Origin of the sequence: Shinella yambaruensis (assembly GCF_022899355.1) — a bacterium.
Lineage (GTDB): Bacteria > Pseudomonadota > Alphaproteobacteria > Rhizobiales > Rhizobiaceae > Shinella > Shinella yambaruensis.
On record NZ_JALJCK010000004.1, the window covers coordinates 508,743 to 535,171 of the forward strand.

The 26,429-nt window shown below is 64.3% G+C and carries 27 protein-coding genes; 20 read left to right on the plus strand and 7 right to left on the minus strand.

Annotated features, from left to right (window positions below; all coding sequences use genetic code 11):
* Positions 1-41: 41 nt before the first annotated feature.
* Genes bcsA through bcsN form a run of 4 tightly spaced genes read left to right on the plus strand, consistent with a single transcriptional unit; the run spans position 42 to position 7,548 of the window.
* Entirely contained in the window at positions 42-2,303 is a 2,262-nt protein-coding gene (gene bcsA, locus MUU56_RS12395) for a UDP-forming cellulose synthase catalytic subunit (protein ID WP_244767593.1), read from the plus strand.
* Positions 2,296-4,641: a cellulose biosynthesis cyclic di-GMP-binding regulatory protein BcsB gene (locus MUU56_RS12400; RefSeq protein WP_244767594.1), complete on the plus strand. Its 2,346-nt coding sequence runs from the start codon at positions 2,296-2,298 to the stop codon at positions 4,639-4,641. Before bcsA ends, MUU56_RS12400 begins: the two co-directional genes overlap by 8 nt.
* Positions 4,638-6,590, plus strand: a complete 1,953-nt coding sequence (locus MUU56_RS12405; RefSeq protein WP_244767595.1) for a hypothetical protein — start codon at positions 4,638-4,640, stop codon at positions 6,588-6,590. The genes MUU56_RS12400 and MUU56_RS12405 overlap by 4 nt, the downstream gene beginning before the upstream one ends.
* 7 nt (positions 6,591-6,597) lie before the next feature.
* Positions 6,598-7,548 carry a cellulose biosynthesis protein BcsN gene (gene bcsN / locus MUU56_RS12410; protein WP_244767596.1) on the plus strand — a complete coding sequence of 317 codons (951 nt, stop codon included), beginning with the start codon at positions 6,598-6,600 and terminating at the stop codon, positions 7,546-7,548.
* A 3-nt stretch (positions 7,549-7,551) separates the two neighbouring features.
* Here the strand turns inward: bcsN and MUU56_RS12415 are convergent, their stop codons facing one another.
* Positions 7,552-8,433 carry a LysR family transcriptional regulator gene (locus MUU56_RS12415; protein WP_244767597.1) on the minus strand — a complete coding sequence of 294 codons (882 nt, stop codon included), beginning with the start codon at positions 8,431-8,433 and terminating at the stop codon, positions 7,552-7,554.
* Positions 8,434-8,538: 105 nt separating this feature from the next.
* On the opposite strand from MUU56_RS12415, the gene MUU56_RS12420 reads away from it, so the two are divergent.
* The 3 genes from MUU56_RS12420 (at position 8,539) to MUU56_RS12430 (ending at position 12,336) form a co-directional block, all read left to right on the plus strand.
* A complete protein-coding gene (locus MUU56_RS12420; RefSeq protein WP_244767598.1) occupies positions 8,539-10,035 on the plus strand; it encodes a CoA-acylating methylmalonate-semialdehyde dehydrogenase in 1,497 nt (498 codons plus the stop codon).
* A 143-nt stretch (positions 10,036-10,178) separates the two neighbouring features.
* A complete protein-coding gene (locus MUU56_RS12425; protein ID WP_244767599.1) occupies positions 10,179-11,270 on the plus strand; it encodes a YjgN family protein in 1,092 nt (363 codons plus the stop codon).
* Entirely contained in the window at positions 11,260-12,336 is a 1,077-nt protein-coding gene (locus MUU56_RS12430) for a M48 family metallopeptidase (protein ID WP_244767600.1), read from the plus strand. The genes MUU56_RS12425 and MUU56_RS12430 overlap by 11 nt, the downstream gene beginning before the upstream one ends.
* 57 nt (positions 12,337-12,393) lie before the next feature.
* On the opposite strand, the gene MUU56_RS12435 is transcribed toward MUU56_RS12430, so the two are convergent.
* A complete protein-coding gene (locus tag MUU56_RS12435; RefSeq protein WP_244767601.1) occupies positions 12,394-13,437 on the minus strand; it encodes a Fe(3+) ABC transporter substrate-binding protein in 1,044 nt (347 codons plus the stop codon).
* A 179-nt stretch (positions 13,438-13,616) separates the two neighbouring features.
* Between MUU56_RS12435 and rirA the strand changes: the two genes are divergently transcribed.
* Entirely contained in the window at positions 13,617-14,078 is a 462-nt protein-coding gene (gene rirA / locus MUU56_RS12440; RefSeq protein ID WP_244767602.1) for an iron-responsive transcriptional regulator RirA, read from the plus strand.
* An 18-nt stretch (positions 14,079-14,096) separates the two neighbouring features.
* Here rirA and MUU56_RS12445 read toward each other — a convergent pair whose 3' ends face one another.
* Entirely contained in the window at positions 14,097-14,504 is a 408-nt protein-coding gene (locus MUU56_RS12445; protein ID WP_244767603.1) for a response regulator, read from the minus strand.
* A gap of 125 nt (positions 14,505-14,629) precedes the next feature.
* Complete coding sequence (locus MUU56_RS12450; protein ID WP_244767604.1) at positions 14,630-15,349, minus strand: helix-turn-helix transcriptional regulator; 720 nt, start codon at positions 15,347-15,349, stop codon at positions 14,630-14,632.
* A 488-nt stretch (positions 15,350-15,837) separates the two neighbouring features.
* Between MUU56_RS12450 and MUU56_RS12455 the strand changes: the two genes are divergently transcribed.
* The 7 genes from MUU56_RS12455 to MUU56_RS12485 all read left to right on the plus strand — a co-directional run bounded on the left by MUU56_RS12455 (position 15,838) and on the right by MUU56_RS12485 (position 22,145).
* The gene (locus tag MUU56_RS12455; RefSeq protein WP_244767605.1) at positions 15,838-17,433 is read left to right on the plus strand and encodes an ABC transporter substrate-binding protein; all 1,596 of its coding nucleotides are present in this window, start codon (positions 15,838-15,840) and stop codon (positions 17,431-17,433) included.
* A gap of 102 nt (positions 17,434-17,535) precedes the next feature.
* Complete coding sequence (locus tag MUU56_RS12460) at positions 17,536-18,540, plus strand: ABC transporter permease subunit (RefSeq protein WP_244767606.1); 1,005 nt, start codon at positions 17,536-17,538, stop codon at positions 18,538-18,540.
* Positions 18,541-18,550: 10 nt separating this feature from the next.
* Positions 18,551-19,459, plus strand: coding sequence for an ABC transporter permease subunit (locus MUU56_RS12465; RefSeq protein ID WP_064328948.1), 909 nt, complete (start codon positions 18,551-18,553; stop codon positions 19,457-19,459).
* Positions 19,459-20,313: an ABC transporter ATP-binding protein gene (locus tag MUU56_RS12470; RefSeq protein ID WP_133035997.1), complete on the plus strand. Its 855-nt coding sequence runs from the start codon at positions 19,459-19,461 to the stop codon at positions 20,311-20,313. The genes MUU56_RS12465 and MUU56_RS12470 overlap by 1 nt, the downstream gene beginning before the upstream one ends.
* The gene (locus MUU56_RS12475) at positions 20,310-21,140 is read left to right on the plus strand and encodes a dipeptide ABC transporter ATP-binding protein (RefSeq protein WP_244767607.1); all 831 of its coding nucleotides are present in this window, start codon (positions 20,310-20,312) and stop codon (positions 21,138-21,140) included. The genes MUU56_RS12470 and MUU56_RS12475 overlap by 4 nt, the downstream gene beginning before the upstream one ends.
* A gap of 40 nt (positions 21,141-21,180) precedes the next feature.
* Positions 21,181-21,669 carry a gluconokinase gene (locus tag MUU56_RS12480; RefSeq protein ID WP_244767635.1) on the plus strand — a complete coding sequence of 163 codons (489 nt, stop codon included), beginning with the start codon at positions 21,181-21,183 and terminating at the stop codon, positions 21,667-21,669.
* Positions 21,670-21,800: 131 nt separating this feature from the next.
* A complete protein-coding gene (locus tag MUU56_RS12485) occupies positions 21,801-22,145 on the plus strand; it encodes a RidA family protein (protein WP_134649753.1) in 345 nt (114 codons plus the stop codon).
* Positions 22,146-22,375: 230 nt separating this feature from the next.
* Here MUU56_RS12485 and MUU56_RS12490 read toward each other — a convergent pair whose 3' ends face one another.
* Positions 22,376-23,176, minus strand: a complete 801-nt coding sequence (locus tag MUU56_RS12490) for a response regulator (protein WP_244767608.1) — start codon at positions 23,174-23,176, stop codon at positions 22,376-22,378.
* 149 nt (positions 23,177-23,325) lie between these two features.
* Here MUU56_RS12490 and MUU56_RS12495 point away from each other — a divergent pair, with 149 nt between their 5' ends.
* On the plus strand, positions 23,326-23,523 hold the full coding sequence (locus tag MUU56_RS12495; protein WP_244767609.1) for a NepR family anti-sigma factor: 198 nt from the start codon (positions 23,326-23,328) through the stop codon (positions 23,521-23,523).
* A gap of 79 nt (positions 23,524-23,602) precedes the next feature.
* Here MUU56_RS12495 and MUU56_RS12500 read toward each other — a convergent pair whose 3' ends face one another.
* Both MUU56_RS12500 and MUU56_RS12505 read right to left on the minus strand, forming a co-directional pair.
* Positions 23,603-23,863, minus strand: coding sequence for a YMGG-like glycine zipper-containing protein (locus tag MUU56_RS12500; RefSeq protein ID WP_023514829.1), 261 nt, complete (start codon positions 23,861-23,863; stop codon positions 23,603-23,605).
* A 28-nt stretch (positions 23,864-23,891) separates the two neighbouring features.
* Entirely contained in the window at positions 23,892-24,047 is a 156-nt protein-coding gene (locus tag MUU56_RS12505; protein WP_023514830.1) for a DUF3309 family protein, read from the minus strand.
* A gap of 177 nt (positions 24,048-24,224) precedes the next feature.
* On the opposite strand from MUU56_RS12505, the gene MUU56_RS12510 reads away from it, so the two are divergent.
* From MUU56_RS12510 to MUU56_RS12525, 4 genes are all read left to right on the plus strand, one after another.
* A complete protein-coding gene (locus tag MUU56_RS12510; RefSeq protein WP_244767610.1) occupies positions 24,225-24,560 on the plus strand; it encodes a hypothetical protein in 336 nt (111 codons plus the stop codon).
* 81 nt (positions 24,561-24,641) lie between these two features.
* Complete coding sequence (locus tag MUU56_RS12515; protein WP_064332396.1) at positions 24,642-24,839, plus strand: CsbD family protein; 198 nt, start codon at positions 24,642-24,644, stop codon at positions 24,837-24,839.
* 249 nt (positions 24,840-25,088) lie between these two features.
* Entirely contained in the window at positions 25,089-25,253 is a 165-nt protein-coding gene (locus tag MUU56_RS12520; protein WP_023514833.1) for a DUF1328 domain-containing protein, read from the plus strand.
* Between the two features lie 130 nt (positions 25,254-25,383).
* On the plus strand, positions 25,384-25,884 hold the full coding sequence (locus MUU56_RS12525) for a TIGR00645 family protein (protein WP_244767611.1): 501 nt from the start codon (positions 25,384-25,386) through the stop codon (positions 25,882-25,884).
* Positions 25,885-26,429: the final 545 nt, after the last annotated feature.

Genomic DNA, 26,429 nt, shown 5'->3' on the forward strand with positions numbered 1-26,429 from the left:
TCCGCATGACGCGCTGCCGCGATGCAAATGGGGTTCTTCAAATGCACATGACGTGCGTCAAATGGCTGGCGGTTCCCGCCGGCATGTTCGGGCTGTTCCTTCTCTGGCTGCCGATCAGCCTTCAGGCCCAGCTTATCTTGAGTTTTGCCGTGCTCGGCGTGATGTTCCTGGCGATGACCCGCCCGAAGAGCGCCACATTCCGGCTCGTCACCTTCGTTTTTGCCGGCATCCTCGCCATGCGCTACGCCTTCTGGCGTACCACCGAGACGCTGCCGAGCATCTATGAACCGCTGAACTTCATTCCCGGCCTGGTCCTCTATCTCGCGGAAATGTACTGCCTTGCCATGCTGGCGATCAGCTTCTTCATGCTGGCCGATCCGGTAAAGCGCGAAAGCCCGGAGATGGGCGATGCGGCGAGCCTGCCGACCGTCGACGTCTTCATCCCGTCCTACAACGAGGAGCCGGAGCTGCTTGCCGGCACGCTCGCCGCGGCGAAGTCGATGCTCTATCCGAAGGACAAGCTGAACGTCTATCTGCTCGACGACGGCGGCACGGAGGCAAAGCGCAACCATAAGGACCCGCGCATCTCGATCGCGGCGATCCGCCGCCACGAGCAGCTGAAGGCGCTCTGCGCCTCGCTCGGCGTGCATTATCATGCCCGCAAGCAGAACGACCACGCCAAGGCCGGCAATCTCAACGAGGGCCTGAAGGTCTCGAAGGGCGAGCTCGTCGTCGTCTTCGACGCCGACCATGCGCCGGTGCGCGAGTTCCTGCGCGAGACGGTCGGTTTCTTCCGGAAGGACAAGAAGCTCTTCCTCGTCCAGACGCCGCACTATTTCCTCAATCCGGATCCGCTGGAAAAGAACCTCCAGACCTTCGCGCGCATGCCCTCGGAAAACGAGATGTTCTATTCGATCCTGCAGCGCGGGCTGGACAAGTGGAACGCCTCCTTCTTCTGCGGCTCGGCGGCGGTGCTGCGCCGCGCGGCGCTTGTCGCGGCGAACGGCTTTTCCGGCCAGTCGATCACCGAGGACTGCGAGACGGCGCTGGCGCTGCATTCCAAGGGCTGGCACAGCCTCTATGTCGACAAGCCGCTGATCGCCGGCCTCCAGCCGGAAACCTTCGTGTCCTTCATCGGCCAGCGCGCCCGCTGGTGCCAGGGCATGCTGCAGATCCTCATCCTCAACCGGCCGTTCCTCGCCAAGGGCCTGACGCTCGCCCAGCGCATCTGCTATGCCGGCATCAACCTGTTCTGGCTGTTCCCGCTGTCGCGGCTCGCCTTCGTCTTCTCGCCGCTGCTCTACATCTTCTTCTCGTTGGAGATCTACCAGGCGAACATCCTGGAATTCGCCTCCTACGCGGTGACCTACCTCATCGGCTCCTTCGCCATGCAGAGCTATCTCTATGGCCGCGTGCGCTGGCCCTGGGTCTCCGAGCTCTATGAATATGTGCAGTCGGTGCTGCTCTTCGGCTCGATCGTCAGCGTCATCCGCAGCCCGAGGAAGCCGACCTTCAACGTCACGGCAAAGGGCCAGACGCTCGACCGCAGCATGCTGTCGCCGCTCGCCCGGCCCTACTTCCTCATCTTCTTCGTGCTGCTCGCGGCCGCGCTCTATTCCGGCTACCGCTTCCTGACCGAGCCGGTCGCGACCGAACTCCTGACCATCGTCGCCGGCTGGAACCTCATCAATCTCGGCCTTGCTGGGGCTGCGCTCGGCGTCGTCGCCGAGCGGCGGGAGCTGCGCCGCAACCAGCGCCTGCCCGTCAAGCGCCATGCGCTGATGAAGGCCGAGGGCAAGCTCTCCAACATTATCATCCAGGATGCCTCCTTCGGCGGCGTCTCGGTGGAATTCGTCGAGACGGCACCGGAGATCGACCTTGAAAACCCGCTCGAAGCGTCCATCCAGCTCCGCCGCGCCGGCCAGGTCATCACCTTCGACGTCGTCTATCGTTCCAGCCGCGATGCCGGTGCGGGCGCGGTGCACGGCTTTGCCTACAAGGAGCGCACGCCGGAAACCTTCCTGGCGATTGCCGAACTGATGTATTCCGACCAGGCCGTCCTGCAGGAGCGCATCACCCGCCGCCAGGTGCGCCGCAGCTTCTTCTGGGGCACCTCGCGCTTCGCCCTCTGGAGCATCCGCGAGACGCTCCGCGCGCTCCGCTACTCCGCCGGCCTCATCCGCGAAAGCAACGTCAAATCCTTTGCCGACGCGCCGATCGTCGTGAAGGACAACAATGCCCAGATCTCCGGCCGCGCCACCGAGCTGCCGCCGGTCCTGACAGGAGCCCAGGCCTATGGCTAACCCCACGCTTCTCAAGACCCTGGCGCTCGTCTTCCTCGTTGCCTCGGCCAGCGCCGGCCGGGCCGAGGGGCTGGTGGCCGATGCCGTCAAGCCGCTCCTCGATGGCACGGTGCTGACCAGCGGCCTCCTGCCGCACTCCGTCGAGACGAAGAAGATCGCGTCCGAAGGCGCCGCGGCCGAAAACCTCGTACCCTTCGAGCAGTCGGCGGAGGCCTACACGCTTTCCGGCGAGGACGACGTCGCGACCTTCACCTTCCAGCTTAACGGTCCGCAGGTTGCCGCCGGCGGCACGCTGAACCTTGCCTATGTCAACGCGGTCTCGGTGCTGCCCGACACGGCGAAGGTGGATATCGAGGTCAACGGCCGCGACCTCGGCGGCTTTCCCATCGCCTCGCCGAATGGTGTCAAGACGGAGAAGGTCGCGGTCGTCTCCGAATTCCTGCGGGCCGGCCGCAATGTCGTGCGCCTGCGCGCCCGGCAGCACCATCGTGTCGATTGCTCGCTCGACGCCACCTATGAGCTCTGGACGAAGCTCGATCCAGCGGCAAGCGGCTTCGCTTCTCCCGTTTCCACCGACTTTGCCGATTTCGACAGCCTGCTCGCCGTTCGCCGTACGGCGGAGCAGCGCACGGATATCCGTGTCGTCCTTCCCGCCTTGCCCGATGCCGAGGCGCTGAACGAGGCCGCGCCCGTCCTTCAGGCGCTCGTCCTGTTCCTGAACCGGGATGACGTGACGGTCTCGGTCGCCGACAGGCCGGGCACGGGGCCGGGCATCGATCTCGTCATGGCCATGGACCGAAACAGTTCGGCCACGCTTGCGAAACTCGGCCTCGCCGGCGCCCCGCGCGGGCTTTCCGTGCAGGCCGGCGCCTCGGCCGAGCGGGCGCGTGTCGTCATGCGCGCCGCCAATGCCGGCGATATCCGCGCGGCCGTGCTCGCTGCCGTGAAGGGATCGATGGCCGATGGCCTGAAGACCGGCATCTTCGGAACGGGCAGGGACGTGCTCGCCGTCGATGCCGGCGATCGTCGCACGCTGAAGGATGCCGGCTACGAGACCCGCGTCTTCTCCGGTCGCCTGTCGCGCACCGATTTTTCGGTCGAGATGCCGGCGGACTTTTATCCGGCGGAATATGCGACGCTCGACCTTCGCCTTTCCGCCGCCACCTCGCCGGGCCTCGACCAGACGGCGCAGCTTCTCGTGCGCGTCAACGACCGGGTGGTGAAGAGCTATCCCTTCCGCAACCGCACCGGCGAGCAGTTCGACGGCAAGCGGATCGAGCTGCCGCTGCGCGCCTTTCGGCCGGGCGTCAACCGGATCGAACTGCTGGCGGAGCTGCCGATGGCGGCGGACGCCGCCTGCCGCCCGGAAGAGCGCGATGACCGCAAGCCGCGCTTCATCCTGCTCGACACGACCGCCATCGAGGTTCCGGCGCTCGCCCGCGTCGGCCGGCTGCCCGATCTTTCGGCGCTGGCCGGCAAGGCCTATCCCTATGGCGGCGGCAAGGCCTTCGACCTCGTCATCGACCGGGCGGACAGCCAGTCGGTCGGTGCCGGCCTCACGCTTCTGTCCCGCCTGGCGCGCTCCGCCCGTGCGCCGCTGAATGCCAGGATCGCCATCGGCCTGCCCGCGCAGGGCACCGGCCGCGACGCGCTGGTGATCTCCTCGCAGAACGACTTTGCCGAGCTCGGCGCCGCGGGCAAATCGGCTTTCCCCGCCGAAGCCGATATCGGCGCTTCCGTCGCCGACCTGCTGAAGCCCGACCCGGTGCTCACCGCCTCGGTTTCCGCCGGCACCGGCGACGAGACCGCCGACCTCCTGCAGGCCTTCCACAATTCGACGGCCGCGCAGCAGGAAGACCTTTCCTTCGGCGCGCGGGCGCAGCTCTGGCTCACCGCCGCATCGAACGGTTTCGGGCGCTGGCTGAGCTATGAAGGCGAGGATGCCGGGCGGGCCCCCCATGGCGAAGGTGCGCTGGTGACGCTTTCACAGATGCGCTCGCCCGACGGCCTTTCCACCTGGACGGTGGTCAAGGCCGGTTCGCCGCGCGATGTGGATGCCGGCGTGCAGCGGCTCGTGGCACCTGCCGTCTGGCGTGATCTCCAGGGCGGCACGGCAACCATCGAGATGGCAAGCCTTGCGCTTTCCAGCCTGCCGGCGGCGGAGCGCTACATCGCCGACTTCGCCGATCGCAGCCCGGGCAATCTGCGCCGGGTCGCGGCCGCCTGGTTCTCCGACAATTTCCAGATCTACGTGCTGCTCGTTCTCGCCTGCCTCGGCACCTTCGCCGTCTGGCTCGGTGTGACGGTGCCGAAGAGGGGCGTGAGGTCCGATCGATGAGAGCGCTTTTCCTGTCCGCCCTTCTTGCCGGTTGCACGGCTTTGTCGCCGATCGCGCTGGCGGGCGAGGCCGGTCCCGACGCGGTCGAGATGGCTGCCCTCTATTATTACGCCGAGCAGAAGCAGGCCGCCCGGCTGGAGGCCGAAACGAACCGCCTGCGGCTGAAATATCCGGATTTCGTGGTGCCGGCGGATGTCTATTCGCCTGCTGCGCGGCAAGTGGACGAGAGCGCGCTCTGGGCGCTCTACGAGAAGAACGACTTCACCGGCATAGAGGCCGAGATCGGCAGGCGCCGTTCGGAAAATCCCGAATGGATGCCGAGCGAGGATTTTTCCGGCAAGCTCTCCCGGCGCAGGCAGCGCGTCGAGATGATGGCCGCCACCGCCCGCAAGGACTGGATGGGCGTCATCGAGGCGGCGAAGGGTCTCGATCCGTCGACGGAAACGGAGGTCGACCTCGCCTGGATGCTGCTCGATGCCTATGCGGGAACCGGCGCGAAGGACGCGCTGACTTCGGTGTATCGCGGCCTGCTCTTCCGCGAGGGCGACAAGCGTCTGCCGGACCAGCAGATTCTCACGACCTTGCAGAAATCGACGCGGGATTTCCCGTCGGAGGACGTGCGCAAGGCGATGGGCCTGCTGGCGACATCGCCGCTGCTGCAGGCTGGCCTGGCGCCGGTCGAACTCGATCTGACGCGCAAGGACATCGCGGATTTCAATGCGGACGAAAAGCGCCAGACGCCGATTGCGGAGGGCGAGGTCGGCAAGCTTCGCGCCGCCGCGGAAAAAGGCGAACGTCTCGAGGACCTGTCGCTGCTCGGCTGGTACGACCTGAAGCTCAAGGCGCCGGAAAGTGCCGCGCGCTGGTTCAAGGCGGCGCTTGCCAAGCGCCGGGACGCGGAGAACGCCAAGGGTCTCTACCTGTCGCTGGCGGCAGGGAACAGGCAGGAAGAGGCCTATGCGGTCGCGCAAGCCTATATCGAGGACCTTTCCGCAGACCCGGCCTTCCTGATGAATGCGCTGTCGCTGCGCTTCTCCAAGCCAGACCAGCCGGACGCGGACGGGAAGACCGTCACCGCCTACAGCAACGCGATCCTCGTGACGTCCAACGCCGACCATGCGGAAATCCTCGCCTGGTATGCCTATAATTCGCGCCAGTATGAGGCCTCAAGGGCCTGGTTCGCAAAGTCGCTCGACTGGGAAAGCGCGCCGGTGCGCGTCAAGGGGCTCGCACTCAGCCTGCTGCGCCTCGGCCAGAAGAAGGACTATGCGGCGCTGGAGCAGGAATACCGCGACATCTACCCGGAGATCTGGGCCGAGATAAAGGTCGCCACCCCGCCCAAGGGCCGCCGCAGCGTCTCCGTGGAAATGCCCGTCGCTTCCGCCACGGGCGGTGGCAGCGGTTATCTCGCGCATTTCAAGGCGAAGCGCTTCAGTGCCTGCATCAAGGACATTTCCGCGCTGGAAGCGCGCGGCGCGATCTCCGCCGATGCCATGCTGATCAAGGGCTGGTGCCACCTCGAACTGAACCGGCTGGCCGAAGCCCGCAACGCCTTCCAGGCGGCGCTCGGCAACAGCCGCACGCAGGCGGATGCCGCCTATGGCGCGGCGCTCACCCTGCTGCGCGGCCGGCTGACGGACGATGCCGAGGCGATGGTCAGCCTCTATCCGCTTGCGGAAAGGCGCGACCGCGAGGTGCGGGCCGAGATCTACTGGCAGCGTGCCCGCTCGGCCTTCGACCACAAGCAGTACCAGCGCGTGCTCGATGCGCTGAACGCGCGCGCCAGCCTCGTCGCCGAGCCGGCCGATCTCAGCCAGCTGCGCGGCTGGGCCTACTACCATCTCGGCAATCGCGGCCAGGCGCAGGCGGTCTTCGCGCGGCTCAACATGCATCTCTACGACCCGGCGGCCGCCCGCGGCCTTGCCGTCTCCACGGCCCCCATCCGATAGGTTCTTCATGCGCTGGCTGCTTCTCGCTGCACTTCCGCTCCTTGCCACGGGCTGCACCGCCGTGCACGATCCGTTCCTCGAAACCGGTTCCATCCGGCCGGATGCGCCGCCGATCTCGACGGAGGTTTCGCCGGAATTCGCCGCCGCCTACCTGCCGTCGATCTCCGGGCGCATCGAAAGCGTGCGCCAGACGGTGCGCGGCGATTTCTTCGAGCAGGCGATCGTCTATTCCAACGCGACGGCCTCCGCCGGCGAGAACGTGCTGACGGTGCGGGTCGGCACGCCCGCCGAAGGCACCGCCTTCCTGCGCGCGCCGACGCGGCGGGCGATCCTTGCCGAGATGCGGCAGGCCTTGCCGGGCGTCGCCATGAGGATCAACGCGGCTGCCGGCCAGAACACGCACGGCGTCTACGGCTATGCGACGGGGCCGCTCGGCACCTCCGGGAGCTGCCTTTATGCCTGGCAGTTCGCCAAACGAACGGCGCCGCTCAGCGAAACGGCGATGGGCCGCATCGGGGACGGCAACTATTCCGCGCAGGTGCGCCTGCGCTTCTGCCATCCCTCCATGCCGGAAGAGCGCATCGCCGCGCTGATGGGCGGCATGCGGCTGAAGCCGGTGACGAGCCAGACCTTCGACATGCTGCGTTATGCCGGCGGCAGCGGCGGCCTGCGCAGCCAGCCCGTATCGGTGCGCGCCGAGCCCGTGGCGGTGATCGACGAGGGCGCAGAGCCGCGCCGCACGCCAAAACGCCGGATCGTGGAGGAGGCGCGGGCGGAAGAGCCGGCCGTCATCCGCAATGCGGTTCGCGTGCCGCTGCCTGACGAGGCCGGCCAGCACAAGGTGACGGTCACTGTTGCCGAAAAGCCGGCAGAGGAGGCCGGGGAGAAGCGGACGCCGCGGGCCAAAAGCGTGCTGGTGCCGATGCCCGAAACGGCCGCGCTGCCCGCGGGCGACTGACGCTCACAGGAAGATGTGGTGCTCCTTCTGCACGAGTTCCTGCAGGAATTCGGTGACGGTGCGCACGCGCGTCAGGTCCCGCGCGCTTTCGTGCCAGGTCGTCCAGTAGGCACGGCGGATGGCGGTGCCGGGCAGCAGGCGGACGAGCTCGTCATGTTGCCGGGCGATGTAATCGTGCAGGATGCCGATGCCGGCGCCGGAACGCACGGCCTCCGTCTGGCCGGTGGCGCTGGAAATCTCGAAGCCCGCATCCCAGCTGCGCATGATCTCGCCGGTGAAATTGAGCGAGGCGGTGAAGATCAGGTCCTCCACATAGCCGACCCGCCGATGGGCCTTGAGGTCCTCGACGGTTTGCGGCGTGCCGTTTTCTGTAAGATAGGCGCGGGAGGCATAGAGGCCGAGCGTATAGTCCGTCAGCTTGGCGGAGACGAGGCGCCCCTGCTCCGGCCGTTCCAGCGTGATGGCGATGTCGGCCTCGCGCTGGGAGAGCGAGAAGGAGCGCGGCACCGGCACGAGCTGGATCTTCAACTCCGGATGGCGCGCCGTCAGCCGGCCGAGGCGCGGCGCGAGGAAGGAGACGCCGAACCCGTCCGGCGCGCCGACGCGCACCGTGCCGGCGACGGCGGTATCGATGCGGCCGATGCTCGCCTGCACCGCCAGCATCTCCGTCTCCATCCGCTCGGCTGCGCGCAAGAAGGCCTCGCCCTCGGCGGTGAGCTCGCAGCCATTGGTCCGGCGGATGAGGAGCCGCGTCTTCAACGCCTCCTCCAGCGCGCTGACGCGGCGGCTGAGCGTGGCATGGTTCACGCCGAGGCGGCGGGAGGCGGCGAGGATCTGCCCGGTGCGGGCCACCGCCAGGAACATGCGGGCGTCATCCCAGTTCATCTTTGCCTCCGACTTTAATTTCTGCACAACGGTTCCTTATCTAAGGTGATTGAGTTGTGCAAATTGAAGTGCGATGATCCTTTCACAACAAACGGAGGACTCCCCATGTACGAGATCGGCCATTTCATCAACGGCGAGAAGGTCGCCGGCACCAGCGGTCGCACCGCAAACGTCTACAACCCGGCGACGGGCGAGGTTCAGGCGACGGTCGCGCTCGCCAACGACGCGGATCTCCAGGCCGCCATCGACAGCGCCAAGGCCGCGCAGCCGAAATGGGCCGCCACCAATCCGCAGCGCCGCGCGCGCGTCTTCATGAAGTTCGTCGAGCTTCTCAACCAGAACATGGATGAGCTCGCCGTGCTGATCTCGCGCGAACACGGCAAGACCATCGAGGATTCGAAGGGTGACGTCATCCGCGGCCTCGAAGTCTGCGAATTCGTCATCGGCATTCCACACCTGTCCAAGAGCGAGTTCACCGAAGGCGCCGGCCCGAACATCGACATGTACTCGATCCGCCAGCCGGTCGGTATCGGCGCGGGCATCACGCCGTTCAACTTCCCGGGCATGATCCCGATGTGGATGTTCGCCCCGGCCATCGCCTGCGGCAACGCCTTCATCCTCAAGCCGTCCGAGCGCGATCCGTCGCTGCCGATCCGCCTTGCCGAACTGATGATCGAAGCCGGCCTGCCGGCAGGCATCCTCAACGTCGTCAACGGCGACAAGAGCGCGGTCGACGGCGTCCTGGCGCATCCGGACATCGCCGCCGTCTCCTTCGTCGGCTCCACGCCGATCGCCCGCTACGTCTACGGCACGGCCGCCGCCAACGGCAAGCGCGCCCAGTGCTTCGGCGGCGCGAAGAACCACATGATCATCATGCCCGACGCCGACCTCGACCAGGCCGCCAACGCCCTGATGGGCGCCGGCTACGGCTCGGCCGGCGAGCGCTGCATGGCGATCTCGGTCGCCGTGCCGGTCGGCGAGGAAACCGCCAACCGCCTCATCGAAAAGCTGACGCCGATGATCGAGAGCCTGCGCATCGGCCCCTATACCGACGAGAAGGCCGACATGGGCCCGGTCGTCACCAAGGAGGCCCAGGCGCGTATCCTCGGCCTCATCGACAAGGGCGTGGAAGAAGGTGCAAACCTCGTCGTCGACGGCCGCGGCTTCAAGCTGCAGGGTTATGAGGACGGCTACTTCGTCGGCGGCTGCCTGTTCGACAACGTCACGCCGGACATGGAGATCTACAAGACCGAGATCTTCGGCCCGGTTCTCTCCGTCGTCCGCGCCAAGAACTACGAGGAAGCCCTCGACCTGCCGATGAAGCACGAATACGGCAACGGCGTCGCGATCTACACCCGCGACGGCGACGCCGCCCGCGACTTCGCCAGCCGCATCAACATCGGCATGGTCGGCGTCAACGTTCCGATCCCGGTTCCGCTCGCCTACCATTCCTTCGGCGGCTGGAAGTCCTCGGCCTTCGGCGACCTCAACCAGCACGGCACGGACTCGATCAAGTTCTGGACCCGCACCAAGACCGTGACGAGCCGCTGGCCGTCCGGCATCAAGGGCGGCGCGGAATTCTCCATTCCGACGATGAAGTGATCCGTTCGACCGGATAGGATTGAAGGGGGCTCCCGGATGGGGGCCCCTTTTGCGTTACGGGTTTTTTGTGCTCTGCGAAGAATAGCCATACCGCCCGGGCCGTTAAGCCCTCGTGTTCTATGCATTTGGAAGGGGCAAACGATATGGCATTTGCAGCATCCGCTGCGCCCGCGGGACAGGCGGGCGGTTTCCACCGCATCACGTTTACCGGCAAGGCGTCGGAGTATTTCGGCATCTGGATCGTCAATGTGCTGCTGACGATCCTGACGCTCGGCATCTATTCGGCCTGGGCGAAGGTTCGGCGTAACCGTTACTTCTATGGCAACACCGTGCTGCTTGGCCGGTCGTTCGAATACCACGCCAAGGGGCTGCAGATCCTCATCGGCCGCCTCATCGTTCTCGGCGCCTTCGTCGCGCTCAACGTCATCGCGACGCTGGTACCGATCCTCGTGCTGCTGCCGACGCTGGTCGTGCTGATCGCGCTGCCCTGGCTCGTCGCCAAGGGCCTGCGCTTCTCCGCGCGGGTCACGAGCTATCGCAATGTGCGCTTCGATTTCGTCGGCGGGGCGGGCGGGGCCTTCAAGGCCTTCATCCTCGGCAGCCTGCTCGCCGTCATCACCGTCGGCATCCTGACACCGCTCGCCAGCCGCTGGGTCTCGCGCTATGTCGGCTCGAACCTGCGCTACGGCGGCAAGGCCTTCGATACGGATCCGAAGCTCGGTCCGCTCTACAAGTCCTGGCTCCTGTCGTTCCTCATCGCGCTGGTCGGCCTCGGCGTCATCGCGCTCATCGTCTTCATGAACCTCTCGCTGATCCTGCCGATGATCGAGACGCCCGGCGCGCTGACACCGGAACAGCAGATCCCGCTCGTCATCAGCGCGGTCATCGGCTACATCGTGCTCTTCGCCACCTTCGGCATTGCGGGCCTCTTCTATCGCGCGGGCGTGCGCAACATTGCCTGGTCGGCAACCACCTTCGACGGCCAGCACCGCTTGCTGAGCGACGTCTCGCGCACCCGCTACACCTGGATCGCCATTTCCAACGTCATCGTCACGCTGCTGACCCTCGGCCTGATGCGACCCTGGGCGGCGGTGCGCATGGCGCGCTATACGTGGGAGCATACCGGCGTTACCTTTGCCGGCGACATCGGCGAGCTGTTCAGCCGCATCGAGGCGCAAGGCTCGGCCGTCGGCTCCGAATTCATGGATTTTGAAGGTTTCGACTTTGGCTTCTGACAATGCCACCATTGCCGGCGGGGATTGGCATCCCGCCGGCTCCAGCCGCTCGGTCGAGGCCCGCCTCGTCGAGCGGGCCGGGGAAATCGCGGCGGTGCCGGTCGGCGGCGAGAAGCCGCTTGCCGGCGCGGGCCTCTCCTGGGTCGAGATTTCCGGCCGCGTCGGGGCCATCCCGCGCCGGGTGACCTTCCCGGACGGCTCGGTCTTCGAGACCTGGGACAATGACGGCATCGACCGTTATCTTGCGGCGCGCGGCAAGGGCGGTGCCGGCCTCGTGCACTGGCTGGAACAGTTCCGGCTCCGCCTCATCGTCATCGTGCTCGCCGCCTTCGTGCTCGGCGGCGCAGTCTATCGCTGGGGCGTACCGGCGCTCGTCGAGCTCGCCATCCTCACCACGCCGCCGATCGTGCCGCAGCTGATGGCGCAGGGCACGCTGGAGGCGCTCGACCAGACGACCTTCTCGCCGACGAAACTGCCGGACGGCCGCCGCAAGGAGATCGCCGACGGTTTTGCCCGCATCGCCGCCCAGTCGCCGCGCGGGGCAGGGGCCTACAATCTCAACTTTCGCGACGGCGGCCTGATCGGGCCGAACGCCTTCGCGCTACCGGACGGCACGCTCGTCGTCACCGACCAGCTCGTCGAGCTGGCGGGCAGCGATACGGAAATGATCGTGGGCGTGCTTGCGCACGAGATCGGCCATGTCGAGCTGGAGCACAGCCTGCGCCAGTTCTACCGCGCCGCCGGCATGACCGGCCTCATCATGCTGATCGCCGGCGACGTCGGCTCGGCGGTCGAGGACGTGCTGGTGCAGGGCGGCGGCCTGCTGGCGCTCTCCTATTCGCGCAGCGCGGAGGCCGAAGCCGACCGGCGCTCGGTCGAGCTGATGGCGAAGGCCGGGTTCGATCCCGCCGCGATCGCCCGCTTCTTCGGCCTGCTGGAGGAAAAGCTCGGCGACAGGGGGGACACCAACATCCTCTCCACTCATCCGGGCACGCCGCAGCGCAAGAAGGACATTATCGACTACAGCCGGATCATCACCGGCCAGTCGGATCCGGACCTGCAATGAACGAAAACGGCGGCCCGAGAGCCGCCGTTTCCTGGTTTGGCCTTGGGAGGCATCCCGTTACTGCGACGGACCGTCGTTGTAGCCGACCTTGTCCACCAGCTCCGATGCCTTCTTGCGGTTTGCCGCGATATCGACGAGCGGCAGGGCGTCCGGCTTCAGCGTGCCGAAGGACTTGACGACGTCGGAGGGCTCCGCGCCCGGCAGGACCGGGTATTCGTAGACCTGCTCGGCATAGATCTGTTGCGCGGTGCCGGCCGACAGGAATTCCATCAGCTTCAGCGCGTTGTCCTTGTTCGGGGCGTTCTTGGCGAGTGCCATGCCGGAGACGTTGACATGCGAACCGCGGTCGCCCGCATTCGGGAACAGCACCTTGATGGCGGCTGCCCAGTCCTTCTGCTCCGGCTCCTTCTCGTTGGTCATCATCAGACCGACATAGTAGGAGTTGCCAAGCGCGATGTCGCATTCGCCGGCGAGGATCGCCTTGGCCTGGTCGCGGTCGCCGCCGTCAGGCTTCTTGGCGAGGTTGTTCTTCAGGCCCGTCAGCCACTTTTCGGCTTCGGCCTCGCCGTGGTGGGCGATCATCGAGGCGAGCAGGCCGATATTGTAGGAGTGCTGGCCGTCGCGGGTGCAAATCTTGCCCTTCCACTTCGGGTCGGCAAGCTCCTCGTAGGTGATCTCGTTCTGCGCGACGCGATCCTTGGAGGCGTAGACGACGCGCGAGCGCGTGGTCAGGCCGAACCAGTCGCCATCCGGATCCCGATACTGCGCGGGGATGTCCTTGTTGATGATGTCGTTCTGGACAGGCTGCGTGACGCCGCCTTCCTTGGCTTCCGTCAGGCGCGCGATGTCGACCGTCAGGATGACGTCGGCCGGCGAGTTCGCGCCTTCCGCCTGGATGCGCTCCACCAGGCCCTTGTCGAGGAAGAGCACGTTGGTGGTGATGCCGGTTTCCTTGGTGAATTCGTCGAGCAGCGGCTTGATCAGGTCCGGCTGGCGGTAGGAGTAGATGTTGACTTCACCATCCGCGAGGGCAGGTGCGGCAAGCGCCAGACCGGCTGTCGAGAGGGCAAGGGCGGCGAGGGACGTCTTAAGCAGTTGCATCTGGTCCTCCTGGTGCATTTATTCTTAACTGCTAAAGTCGTGTTTAACGGCTTGCCCCTTGCAGTCAACCGTGCGATCCCTGCCATAACATGAATGTGATTTTCCGCTTTTTGGAATTGTTCTAAACAGTGAAGTGTCCTATATGTGTTCGGACTTGAAAACCGGATCCGGAGTTCCCGATGCGTCTGACGAAACAAACCAACTATGCGGTGCGCATGTTGATGTACTGCGCGGCGAATGGTGACAAACTCAGCCGCATCCCGGAAATCGCCAGGGCTTATGGCGTCTCCGAGCTGTTTCTGTTCAAGATTCTCCAGCCGCTGACGCGCGCGGGCATCATCGAGACGGTGCGTGGCCGCAACGGCGGCGTGCGCCTGCCGAAGCCCGCGACGGAGATCACGTTGTTCGACGTCGTGCGCGTGACGGAGGATTCCTTCGCCATGGCCGAATGCTTCGAGGCCGGCGAGATCGAATGCCCGCTGGTCGACAGCTGCGGTCTCAATTCGGCGCTGCGCAAGGCGCTGAACGCCTTCTTCGAAGTGCTGCAGCAATACACGATCGACGATCTCGTCAAGGCCCGCCCGCAGATCGGCATGCTGCTCGGCCTGGACACCGCGGCCGCGCGCCAGCCGGCCGCCTGACGCGCCTGGTGCCGGCGGTTATTCCCCGGCGCCGACGTCGCGCTTCACATATTCCTGCAGGATGAATTCGATGGCCGTCGGATCGAGTTCGGCCTTGTCGATGCGGAAGTCGACCCCGTAGTCGTCTATCTTCTGGAAATAGGCATCGCTGATCGACGACGAGATGACGCCGACCGGGCCGATATAGCCGTTGCGCCTGAGCTCCGGCACCGTCTCGCGAAAATCCGCCTGGGGCTGGAGCCGGTTGTCCATCAGGATCATGTCCAGCTGCACGCCGGACGCGCGGATGAAATCGAGCGCCGCCTCCACCGTCTCCACATAGTTGAGCGTGATCGCATAGCTCGAGACCTTGCGCATCAGCGCGCTGAGGATGACGTTTTCCGCAGGGTCGTCATCGACAAGCAGGATTTGCACGGGTGCGGTCATGGCGGTGGGTGAACCTGATTGCATCGAATGGTTGGCCGGAGGCCGCGGCTACTCTCATCCAGGCCGCGACCATTAACAAGTCCCTAACTCTGCTATCTCCGGCGTCACGGTTCTGTTTTGTGACGCTACTGGATGATCTGCTCGCGGATCGCCTTCGCAACCATTTGCGTGCGGTTCACCACGTCGAGTTTTTTCAGGATCGTCGCCGTGTGCGAATTCACCGTGTGTTCGGAGACCGAGACGATGAGGGCGATCTCGCTCGCCGTCTTGCCGTAGGAGATCCAGCGCAGGATTTCCGTCTCGCGCGGCGTCAGGCCCATGCCGGCCTTGTTGGCGAGCACCTTGCGGTAGAAATAGTCGAAGGCGCAGTTCGCCTCGTAGCAGATCTCGTAATGGGCGCTGCGACCGATATCCTCGCCGTCGCCGAGGAAAAGCACCACATAGCGCGTGCCGGCGATCGAATGGACCGGAATGGCGAGCGCCATGTCGAAACCGATCTGGTCGAGGAAGTCGCTGCTGCCGACCGTGCCGTTTTCGGGCGGGTCGTCGCTTCGCCAGACGGTCGGGATCGTCGACTTGTAGAAGCTCTTGAAGATGGCGGAATCGTTGAGGCGGTGGCGTTTGTCATAGGTTTCGGCAAGGCCGGCCGGCAGGTCGTGCAGCACGAGGCGGCCGGCAAGGTGGCTGGTCTCGTGCTCGTTGGCCAGCTGGAGTATCCCGAAGTGTTCGAAGCCGTAACGCAGCGCCAGGGTATGGAAGATGCGAAAGAAATCGACGCGATTGAGAGCCTTCTCAAGATCGCTTTCGAAATCGTAGCGCCGGTAGTGTTTGTTCAAGACGGGCACGTGGTCTCTATCCCTGGGATTCCACGCGTCCAAATCTAACGCCGCAATCTCTGGCGGCAAAGGGTTTTACGGGACAATTTCACGCGCGCAGGGCACTTTTTTCCCGCGCTTCTGGCAAGATATTGAAAAGAAAAGAGAAAATGTAAGAGGGGTGGCCCTTCGCTTTTTTGCCCCGCCCTGCCGCCACAGCGCCGGGCCGCGAAGGGCCGCCCCTCTTGCCTCGTTGTCCCGTTATGACGCGGCGGGCGCGACGGCGCCATCCGTTCAGGTCGGGATTGACAGGAAAGCGGCGGGTGATTCGCGTTGCTTTTGAAGCCGTTTCTAATGCTGTGGAGAATAATGTTCCGAGGATTTTTCCGTTTGGACAAATTTGTTCGCGGACTTATTGCAATCCTGCGGCAAATGTCGTTCCATCCGCGCAAGGCCGGGGCTGGAACCGCACCCGAGCCCGCACAAGAGAACAAAAAAGCAAACCTGGGAAGCTCACTATGAAAAAGCTGACTACTCTCCTCGCAGCGACGGCGCTTGCCTCGTTGATGGGTACGGCCGCCTGGTCGAAGACCTTCGTCTACTGCTCGGAAGCCTCGCCGGAAGGCTTCGACCCCGGTCTCTACACGGGCGGCCAGACCTTCGACGCGGCCGCGCACACGGTTTACAACCGCTTGGTGGAATTCAAGCGCGGCACGACGGAAATCGAGCCTGCGCTGGCCGAGAGCTGGGATATTTCGGCTGACGGCAAGGAATATACCTTCAAGCTCCGCAAGGGCGTGAAATTCCAGACGACCGAATACTTCACCCCGTCGCGTGAGCTGAACGCAGACGACGTGATCTTCTCCTTCGAGCGCCAGTACAAGGAAGACAACGCCTGGAACAAGTATGTGCCGGGTGCGTCCTGGGAATACTTCTCCGGCATGGGCCTGCCCGATGTCATCGACAAGATCGAGAAGATCGACGACCTGACCGTCAAGATCACGCTGAAGCGCCCGGAAGCGCCGCTGCTCGCCAACCTCGGCATGCCCTTCATCTCGATCGTCTCGAAGGAATATGCCGACAAGCTGCAGGCTGACGGCAAGATGGAGCTGATGAACCAGCAGCCGCTCGGCACCGGTCCGTTCACCTTCGTCGCCTATCAGCCGGATGCTGCCATCCGCTACAAGGCCAACCCGGATTACTGGGGCGGCAAGCAGGCGATCGACGACCTCGTCTTCGCGATCACCACGGATGCCGCCGTTCGCGCGCAGAAGCTGAAGGCCGGCGAATGCCACCTGATGTCCTATCCGAACGCTGCCGACGTCGCCGAGCTGAAGGCCGATCCGAACCTCAACATCTCCGAGCAGGCCGGCCTCAACGTCGCCTACCTCGCCTATAACACGCTCGTCGCGCCGTTCGACAAGGTCGAGGTCCGCAAGGCCCTCAACATGGCGGTCAACAAGCAGGCCATCGTCGACGCCGTCTTCCAGGGCGCCGCGACCGTCGCCAAGAACCCGATCCCGCCGACCATGTGGTCGTACAACGATGCCGTCGAAGACGACAAGTACGATCCGGAAGCCGCCAAGAAGATGCTCGAGGATGCCGGTGTCTCCGGCCTCAAGATGAAGATCTGGGCCATGCCGGTCGCCCGTCCCTACATGCTGAACGCCCGCCGCGCGGCGGAACTGATGCAGGCCGACCTTGCCAAGATCGGCGTCGAGGTCGAGATCGTCTCCTATGAGTGGGCCGAATACCTGAAGCTCTCCTCCGACAAGGACCGCGACGGTGCGGTCATGCTCGGCTGGACGGGCGACAACGGCGACCCGGACAACTTCCTCGACACCCTGCTCGGCTGCGATGCCGTCGGCGGCAATAACCGCGCGCAGTGGTGCGACAAGGAATTCGACGACCTGATGACGAAGGCGAAGGAAACCGCCGACGTCGCAGAGCGCACGAAGCTCTATGAGGAAGCCCAGGTGATCTTCAAGCGCGAAGCGCCGTGGAACACCATCGACCATTCGCTTGCCGTCGTTCCGATGAGCAAGAAGGTTTCGGGCTTCGTCCAGTCCCCGCTCGGCGACTTCGTCTTCGAAGGCGTGGACATCGCCGAGTAAGATCGGCTACGAGAAAGGGCACGCCGCAAAGAGCGTGCAGTGGCCGGCGGCTCGAAGAGATTCGGGCCGCCGGTTTTTCAAAATAAGAAGGGATTGGCTCCCATGTTTCGCTTTATCTTCGGACGGCTCGCCGTCCTGATACCCACGTTCCTCGGGGTATCGCTCATCGCGTTCTCCTTCATCCGCCTTCTGCCGGGCGACCCGGTCATGCTGATGTCGGGCGAACGCGTGATGTCGCCGGAACGACACGCCGAGCTTATGCACCAGCTCGGCCTCGACCGGCCCATGTACATCCAGTACTTCGATTATCTCGCAGGCCTGCTGACGGGCGACTTCGGTTCGTCCATCGTCACCAAGCGCCCGGTTCTCGATGACTTCCTTCAGCTCTTCCCGGCGACGATCGAGCTCTCGCTCTGCGCGATCATCCTCGCCGTCGTGCTCGGCATTCCGGCCGGCGTGCTGGCCGCGGTGAAGCGGGGGACCTGGCTCGACCAGTCGATCATGGGCGTCGCGCTCGTCGGCTATTCGATGCCGATCTTCTGGTGGGGCCTGCTGCTCATCATCTTCTTCTCCGGCTATCTCGGCTGGACGCCGGTCTCGGGACGCATCTCGCTGATGTACTTCTTCCCGCAGGTCACCGGCTTCATGCTGATCGACAGCCTGATCTCGGGCCAGGCGGGGGCGTTCAAGTCGGCGGTCACCTACCTGATCCTGCCGACGATCGTGCTTGCGACGATCCCGCTCGCCGTCATCGCGCGCCAGACCCGCTCGGCCATGCTCGAAGTGCTCGGCGAGGACTATGTCCGCACCGCCCGCGCCAAGGGCCTGTCGCCCTTCCGGGTCATCGGCGTGCATGCGCTGCGCAATGCGATGATCCCCGTGATCACCACGATCGGCCTTCAGGTCGGCGTGCTGCTCGCGGGCGCCATCCTCACCGAGACGATCTTCTCCTGGCCGGGCATCGGCAAGTGGATGGTCGACAGCGTCTTCAAGCGCGACTATGCCGTGGTGCAGGGTGGCCTGATGCTGATCGCCGCCGTCATCATGATCGTCAACCTCGTGGTCGACCTGCTTTACGGCTGGGTCAACCCGCGTATCCGGCACTAGGAGGCGATCCATGAGCACGGTTCAAAACACGGCCGACACCAAGACGGGTGGCACGCCGCCCTCGGGCCTTTCCGAATTCTGGTTCTATTTCTCGCGCAACAAGGGCGCCGTCATCGGCCTCTTCGTCTTCCTGGTCATCCTGTTCGTGGCGGTCTTCGCGCCCTTCGTCGCGCCGCACAGCCCGAGCAGCCAGAACCGCGAGCTGCTTCTCCTGCCGCCGGTCTTCCAGCAGGGCGGCATGTGGGGGCACATTCTCGGCACCGACGCCGTCGGCCGCGATATCCTCTCGCGCCTCATCTACGGCGCACGCTTCTCGCTCTTCATCGGTCTCGTCGTCGTGACGCTGTCGGTGGTCTCGGGCGTGCTGATCGGTCTCGTCGCCGGCTATTTCCGCGGCAAGGTCGATACGTTCATCATGCGCATCATGGACATCATCCTGGCGTTCCCCTCGCTGCTGCTCGCCCTCGTGCTGGTGGCGGTTCTCGGCCCCGGTCTGCTCAACGCCATGATCGCCATCTCGCTCGTCAACCAGCCGCATTTCGTGCGCCTGACGCGTGCGGCTGTCATGACGGAGAAGTCGAAGGATTACGTCGTCGGCTCGAAGGTGGCCGGCGCCGGCACCTTGCGTTTGATGTTCCTGACGATCCTGCCGAACTGCCTTGCGCCGCTCATCGTCCAGGCGACGCTCGCCTTCTCGGCGGCGATCCTCGATGCGGCCGCCCTCGGCTTCCTCGGCATGGGTGCCCAGCCGCCGACGCCGGAATGGGGCACGATGCTCGCCGAGGCGCGCGAATTCATCCAGCGCGCCTGGTGGGTCGTCACCTTCCCCGGCCTTGCCATCCTCATCACCGTGCTTGCCATCAACCTCATGGGTGACGGCCTGCGCGACGCCCTCGATCCCAAGCTGAAGAGGTCGTGATGTCGCTTCTCGAAGTCAAAAACCTCACCGTCGAATTCCAGACGGCTTCCGGTCCCTTCCGCGCCGTGGACGGCGTCTCGCTCAAGGTCGACGAGGGCGAAGTGCTCGCCATCGTCGGCGAGTCCGGCTCGGGCAAGTCGGTCTCCATGCTCGCCGCCATGGGGCTTCTCCCGTGGACGGCGAAGGTGACCGCCGATGTCCTCACCTTCAACGGCCGCGACATGCAGGCCATGTCGGACAGCGACCGGCGCAAGATCATCGGCAAGGACATCGCCATGATCTTCCAGGAGCCGATCGCCAGCCTCAACCCGTGCTTTACGGTCGGCTACCAGATCGAGGAAGTGCTGCGCATCCACACGGATCTTTCTCGCAAGGCGCGCCGCGACCGGGCGATCGAACTCTTCCAGTCGGTCGGTATTCCGAACCCGGAAGAACGCCTCGGCCACTTCCCGCACCAGATGTCGGGCGGCCAGTGCCAGCGCGTGATGATCGCGACCGCCCTTGCCTGCAATCCGAAGCTGCTCATCGCCGACGAGCCGACCACCGCGCTCGACGTGACGATCCAGAAGCAGATCCTCGACCTCCTGATGAAGCTGCAGGCCGAACACGGCATGGGCCTCATCATCATCACCCATGACATGGGCGTCGTCGCCGAAACCGCCGACCGCGTCATCGTGCAGTACAAGGGCCGCCAGATCGAGGAGGCCGACGTGCTGTCGCTCTTCTCGGCCCCGAAGAGCGTCTATACCAAGGCGCTGCTTTCGGCCCTGCCGGAAAATGCCACCGGCGAGCGCCTGCCAACGATCACGGAAAAGCTGACCGACGCCGAGATTTTCGCAGGAGCAGTCCGATGACCCCTGTTCTCGAAGCAAGGAACCTGAAGCGCGACTATCATATCCCGGGAAGCCTGTTCAAACCGGCCAAGACCGTTCACGCCGTCAAGGGCGTGAGCTTTACGGTCGAGCAGGGCAAGACGCTTGCCATCGTCGGCGAAAGCGGCTGCGGCAAGTCCACCCTTGCCCGCATGGTCACGATGATCGACCCGATCACCGAGGGCGACATGCTGATCGACGGCCGCAAGGTCGATATCGCACATGAGCCGCTGACGGCCGAAATGCGCAGCAAGGTGCAGATCGTCTTCCAGAACCCCTATGGTTCGCTCAACCCGCGCAAGAAGATCGGCGACATCCTGACGGAGCCGCTGGTCATCAACACCAAGGTGCCGGCGGGCGAGCGACGCGACCGCGCTATGGCCATGCTGAAGAAGGTGGGCCTGGAGGAGAAGCATTACGGGCGCTACCCGCACATGTTCTCCGGCGGCCAGCGCCAGCGCGTGGCGATCGCCCGCGCGCTGATGCTCAATCCGCGCCTGCTCGTGCTCGACGAGCCGGTCTCGGCGCTCGACCTTTCGGTCCAGGCCCAGGTGCTGAACCTGCTCGCCGACCTGCAGGACGAGTTCAAGCTCACCTATGTCTTCATCAGCCACGACCTTTCGGTCGTGCGCCACATCGCGGACGACGTGATGGTGATGTACTTTGGCGAGGCGGTGGAATATGGCAGCCGCGACCAGGTGTTCGGAAACCCGCAGCACAGCTACACGAAGACCCTCTTCGCCGCGACGCCCCGCGTCGATGTGGACGCCATCCGCGCCCGCATCGAACGCCGCAAGCGCGTGGCGTAAGGACGGACAGCCCGTGACGGCGGCCAGCGCGATCGTCGTCATGGGCGTTTCCGGCTCCGGCAAGACCTCCGTCGCCCAGGGCCTTGCCGCCGCCCTCGGTGTCGCCTTCATCGAAGGCGACAGCCTGCACCCCGCCGGCAATGTCGAGAAGATGTCCCGCGGCATCCCGTTGACGGACGAGGACCGCTGGCCCTGGCTCGACACGATCGGCCGGGCGCTTGCCGAAAGCCTTGGCGCCGGAAAAACCGTCGTCGTCTCCTGCTCGGCCCTGAAAGGGGCCTATCGCGACCGCCTGCGCCGGGCTGCCGGCGGGCCGCTCGCCTTCGTCTTCCTCAAGGGCAGCCGCGATCTGCTCATGACCCGCATGGCGGCACGGCACGGTCATTTCATGCCCGCGAGCCTGCTCGACAGCCAGCTTGCCACGCTGGAGGATCCGTCCGGCGAACCGGGTGTCGTGACCGTCGGGATCGACGCCTCCGTCGCAGCGATCGTCGCTGCGGCGCTCGATGGGTTGAAGGCATTGGGCTGACCTGCGGTGCGGGGAATTTCCCGCTCCGCCACTGGCGCCCGCGCGCGCGGCCTCGTATAGACGGCTGGCCGCAGGCCTTTGCGTGCCGGCGGCCTCCCGCCAAGAATTTCAAGACCTGACAGGAACGAGACATGGATATCAAACGCTTTGAAACCGGCCCGCGCATGAGCCAGGCCGTCGTGCACAACGGCACCGTCTATCTGGCCGGCCAGGTCGGCGAGGCGGGTTCGGACGTCACCGAGCAGACGAAGCAGGCGCTTGCCGAAGTCGATCGCCTGCTGGCGCTCGCCGGCACGGACAAGACCCGCATCCTCTCCGCCCAGATCTGGCTCGCCGACATGGCCGACTTTTCCAAGATGAACGCCGTCTGGGACGCCTGGGCGCCGCAGGGCCACACCCCGGCCCGCGCCACCGGCGAATCCAAGCTGGCAACGCCGGACTACCTCGTCGAAGTCATCGTCGTCGCCGCGCTTTAAATCCCGCGTTTCGGCTGAAACGGAAAAGGCCCGCTTGCGCGGGCCTTCAGGCTTTTTACACAGTCCGCGCACCTTTCCTGCGTCATGGTCGGGCTTGACCCGACCATCCACAACCCGTTGAAAAAATGGATCCTCGGGTCAAGCCCGAGGATGACGAAGTGCTTGGAGCGATGTTTGTCATCAAACTGAAGGCCCGCTTGCGCGGGCTTTTCTCATTCTGGACTTCGCCTTCAGGCCGATTTCGCCAGCCGCGCCTGCTCGTCGAAGAACAGGGCCTGGCTGATCAGCGCCTTCACCATGTCCGGATTGAACGGCTTGGTGACGAGGAAGGCCGGCTCGGGCTTCTCGCCGGTGAGCAGCCTTTCCGGGAAGGCGGTGATGAAGATTACCGGGATCGTGCTGTTCTTCAGGATGTCGTTCACCGCATCGATACCCGAGCTGCCGTCGGCCAGCTGGATATCGGCCAGCACCATGCGCGGCGAGGTGCGGTGGTAGAGCTCCACCGCCTCCGAATGGGTGCGCGCGATACCCGTCACATTGTGGCCGAGGCCTTTCACCATGTCCTCGATGTCCATGGCGATCAGCGGCTCGTCCTCGATGATCATGATGTCGGTCGCCACCTGCCGCGAGATGTCGCGCGAGGCCTCGTCGAGCAGGGCGGCGAAGCGTTCTTCCGATATGTCGAGGATGTCCGCGCCTTCGGCAAGGTCGAAGCCCTCGACGGCGACCAGCAGGAAGGCCTTGCGTTCCGCCGGCGGCAGGTTGGCAAGGTTGGCGGCCGCCTGGCGCTCCCAGCCGAAGGGGGATGTGTTGTCCGGCAGCGTCACGTCGAGATTTTCGAAGAGCGTGCAATAGAGCCGGTAGAGCGCAATCCGGTCGCTTCGCCCCTCCGGATAGAGCGTGATATCGGCAACGAGCGCTTCGAGCATGGCCGCGACATAGGCGTCGCCCGAGGTCTGGGAGCCCGTCACGGCACGGGAAAACCGCCTGAGATAGGCGAGATGCGGTGCGATACGGGTGGAAAGTGACATTTAGTTCTCCCTGAATATGTTCCGCATCGGAACCGTTTCCGCTAGAATTCACCATGCGGAAACCTATTACTAGCATTCTAAGTCTGACTTGCTATTGGGAATCTTGGGCAAAAGGAAGATAGCGGGTGGCATCGGATGGAAACAAGGCCATGATCGAGCCAGGTAAAGAGAAGAAGCGCGCGCGGCGGGAGGCACCCGTCAAGGCTGCGTTCGACCCGAACGGCCCGGTCGGCCGCAAGCTCAAATCCTTCTACGATGTGATCGAGACGGAACCCGTGCCTGATCGCCTTCTCGATCTTCTGGAAAAGCTCGACGAGGCCGAGCGCCGGGCCAAGAGCGGTTCCTGAAAACATCCATTCCTTCCAGTTCCAGACATCAAGAAACGGGCCCGAGGGCCCGTTTCCTTTTTGGTGATCCGGCGCCGTGTCAGCGGCAGCGTGCTTCGTAGCGGCGGCCGTAGCGGTCGCGGTAGATGCAGTAGCCGCTGCGGTCGGAGCGGGCGATGAGATAGCCCGCCGCGCCGCCGATCGCCGCCCCCGCAAGCGCGCCGCCGGCGCGGCCGGTGACGACGCCGCCGATAATGGCGCCCGTGCCCGCGCCGATCGCGGTGCCGCGCTCGGTCTGGGTGCAGGCGGTGAGCGTCACCGTGGAGGCGACAAGGGCAAGCGCGATGATGGTGTTCTTCATGGTTCCGGCTCCTGGCTTGGTTTGGGGATCAGATACGTCCCATGAGGACGAGGATGAGAAGGATGAGCACGATCAGCCCGAGGCCGCCGGAGGGGCCGTAACCCCAGCTTCGGCTGTATCCCCAGTTCGGCAGCGCGCCGATCAGAAGCAGGATGAGGATGACGAGGAGAATGGTGCTGAGCATCGGTGCTTCCTTTCGCGTCCGGTTCGCTTTCGAGCGATGGGCCGACAACGGGCCGCGACGGATTTTGTTCCCGAAAATGTGACAACGCCGTCATTGGCCACGCCCGGAACTTTCATCGCGCCGCTCCGTTTCCCGTCCCGACCGATGGGTGGTGACCCGCGGGTGATGGAGAGTGAAATGGAACACATAGCCGCAATCATGCTTCTGGTCGGCTGCAGCCATGGCGGCCTCACCTGTGAAGAACTGCAAGCGCCCCAGGTGGCGTTCGAGACCATGGAAGAGTGCGTCGGCGCCCTGCCGGCGGCGCTCGGCGGAGCGGGCGCCGGCAAGCGCATCGTGCACGGCCGCTGCGCAGCGGTCGATCCAGCGTGGGTCGAGGAGGATGTCGAGATCAGTTGGCGCCTCAGCCGGCAGAACGGCCTCGAAGTCCATGTCCGGCAGGTCGATCCGCCGGCAAAGGACGTCATCGTCGCCGACAGCGCCTATCCGGGCGGTGCGGCGCGGATGCACTGACCTGCCGGGGAACCTTTCCGGCGCCCACCGGTTTCCCTCCGGTCAACGCCATGCGTTCAACGGAACAGAAAGGACAGCGACATGAACTGGGACATCATCGAAGGCAAATGGAACGAGTATAAGGGCAAGGCCCAGGCCCAGTGGGGCAAGCTCACCGACGACGATCTCGATGTCATCAACGGCCGCCGTGTCGAGCTCTCGGGCAAGATCCAGCAGCGGTACGGCCTCGCCAAGGAAGAGGCGGAGCGGCAGATCGACGACTGGACGCGCCGTCACTAACACATGTCCAGCCGAAGCGGCTTCGCTCCGGCGCCGGACAATGCGGTGAAAACCCCGGGCACGTCCGGTTTGCCGGAATTTCCCCGGGGACAGTGCCGATCACATAGACGACCGCCATGCCGTCGCAGCCGAGGGGCCGCGGCGGCATCGCTTTTTGGAAGAAGAAAACGTCATTCTATTCAGTTCGGGTACCGGGAACCTTTTTCAAACGTCATCGTTTCTACAACGATACAAGGAAGGAGTTCGAAAATGCTCTATTATGCTGTGGTCTTTCTCGTGATTGCTCTTGTCGCCGGCCTGCTCGGTTTTGGCGGCATTGCCGGTGCTTCGGCCGGCATCGCACAGATCCTGTTCTTCGTCTTCCTGGCCCTTCTGGTCCTTTCGCTGATTGCGGGCCTGTTTCGAAGGGCATAAGGATGAAGCGTACCGGAAAAGGGCGGCGTTCGCGGACGCCGCCCTTTTTGCATCTGCGAACGACCCTTGCGGGGCTTCGAGCCATTGGTTAACAACGGGTGAATTTGCCGAATCCCTTGGAGCCTGATCGATGAAATCCCTCGAACTCCTGGTCGAACGCATCATCCTGTCGAGCCGCTGGATCCTGGTGGTCTTCTATCTCGGCCTCGTCGCGGCGCTTGCCGTCTATGCGGTGTCGTTCCTCTACAAGTTCGGCAAGGTGGCGATGAACGTCTTCGTCTTCGACGATGCGGAGATGATCCTCGCCATGCTCGGCCTGATCGACGCCGCGCTGGTCGCCAGCCTCATCCTGATGGTCATGATCGCCGGCTACGAGAATTTCGTCAGCCGCTTCGACGATGCCGAGGCCGATGTCTCTTTCCTCGGGAAGCTCGATTCCGGCAGCCTGAAGATCAAGGTCGCCTCCTCGATCGTCGCGATCTCCTCGATCCACCTGCTGCAGGTCTTTCTCAACGTGCAGCAATATACCGATGCCAAGCTGATGTGGCTGACACTCATGCACCTCGCCTTCGTCGTCTCTGCCGTGCTGCTCGGCTTCCTCGAGCAGATCATGGGCAAGCTGAAGGGCTGATGTCTTGCCGGAACCGGCAGGGGAGGGGCGCCGCGGACATTCGCCGGCGCCTTTTTTCTTTGTTGGAAAGTCAAGCGAAAATTCCGGCCTTTCCCCGACATTCCACCTATGCACCGGTCGATTTGTGCTGCCGTCGAGCAGATGGCAGGGGGAATTCTGGTTTTTGATCATTTGGACAAGATTTTGGCAGGCGATCCGTGGTTCTGGAGGGGTGTTTCTACCTTTCGGGGCTCTGTCCGCCGACAAACCTCAATGATAACAGTTAGTTGTCGATTTCTGTATTTTTCTTTCGATTGAGTGTTGACGTTATGGGATGAGTGGGCCTATAACCCGGCCATCGAACGAGAGCGGCGGCGCTTCTGGCGGCCGACGAACTCGCTCTAGGGTTTCCTGACGGAGCTGGTGAGAATTGGGCCTGATTTGGTTCGGGTGATTTTTGCGGTTCTGACGAGACTGGGACGGTATTGACCGTCGGTTATTTGACAATTGAATATTGAAGAAAGAGAAACGTGGTCGGCGGGGTCGCGGACGAGCCTTTGGGCTTG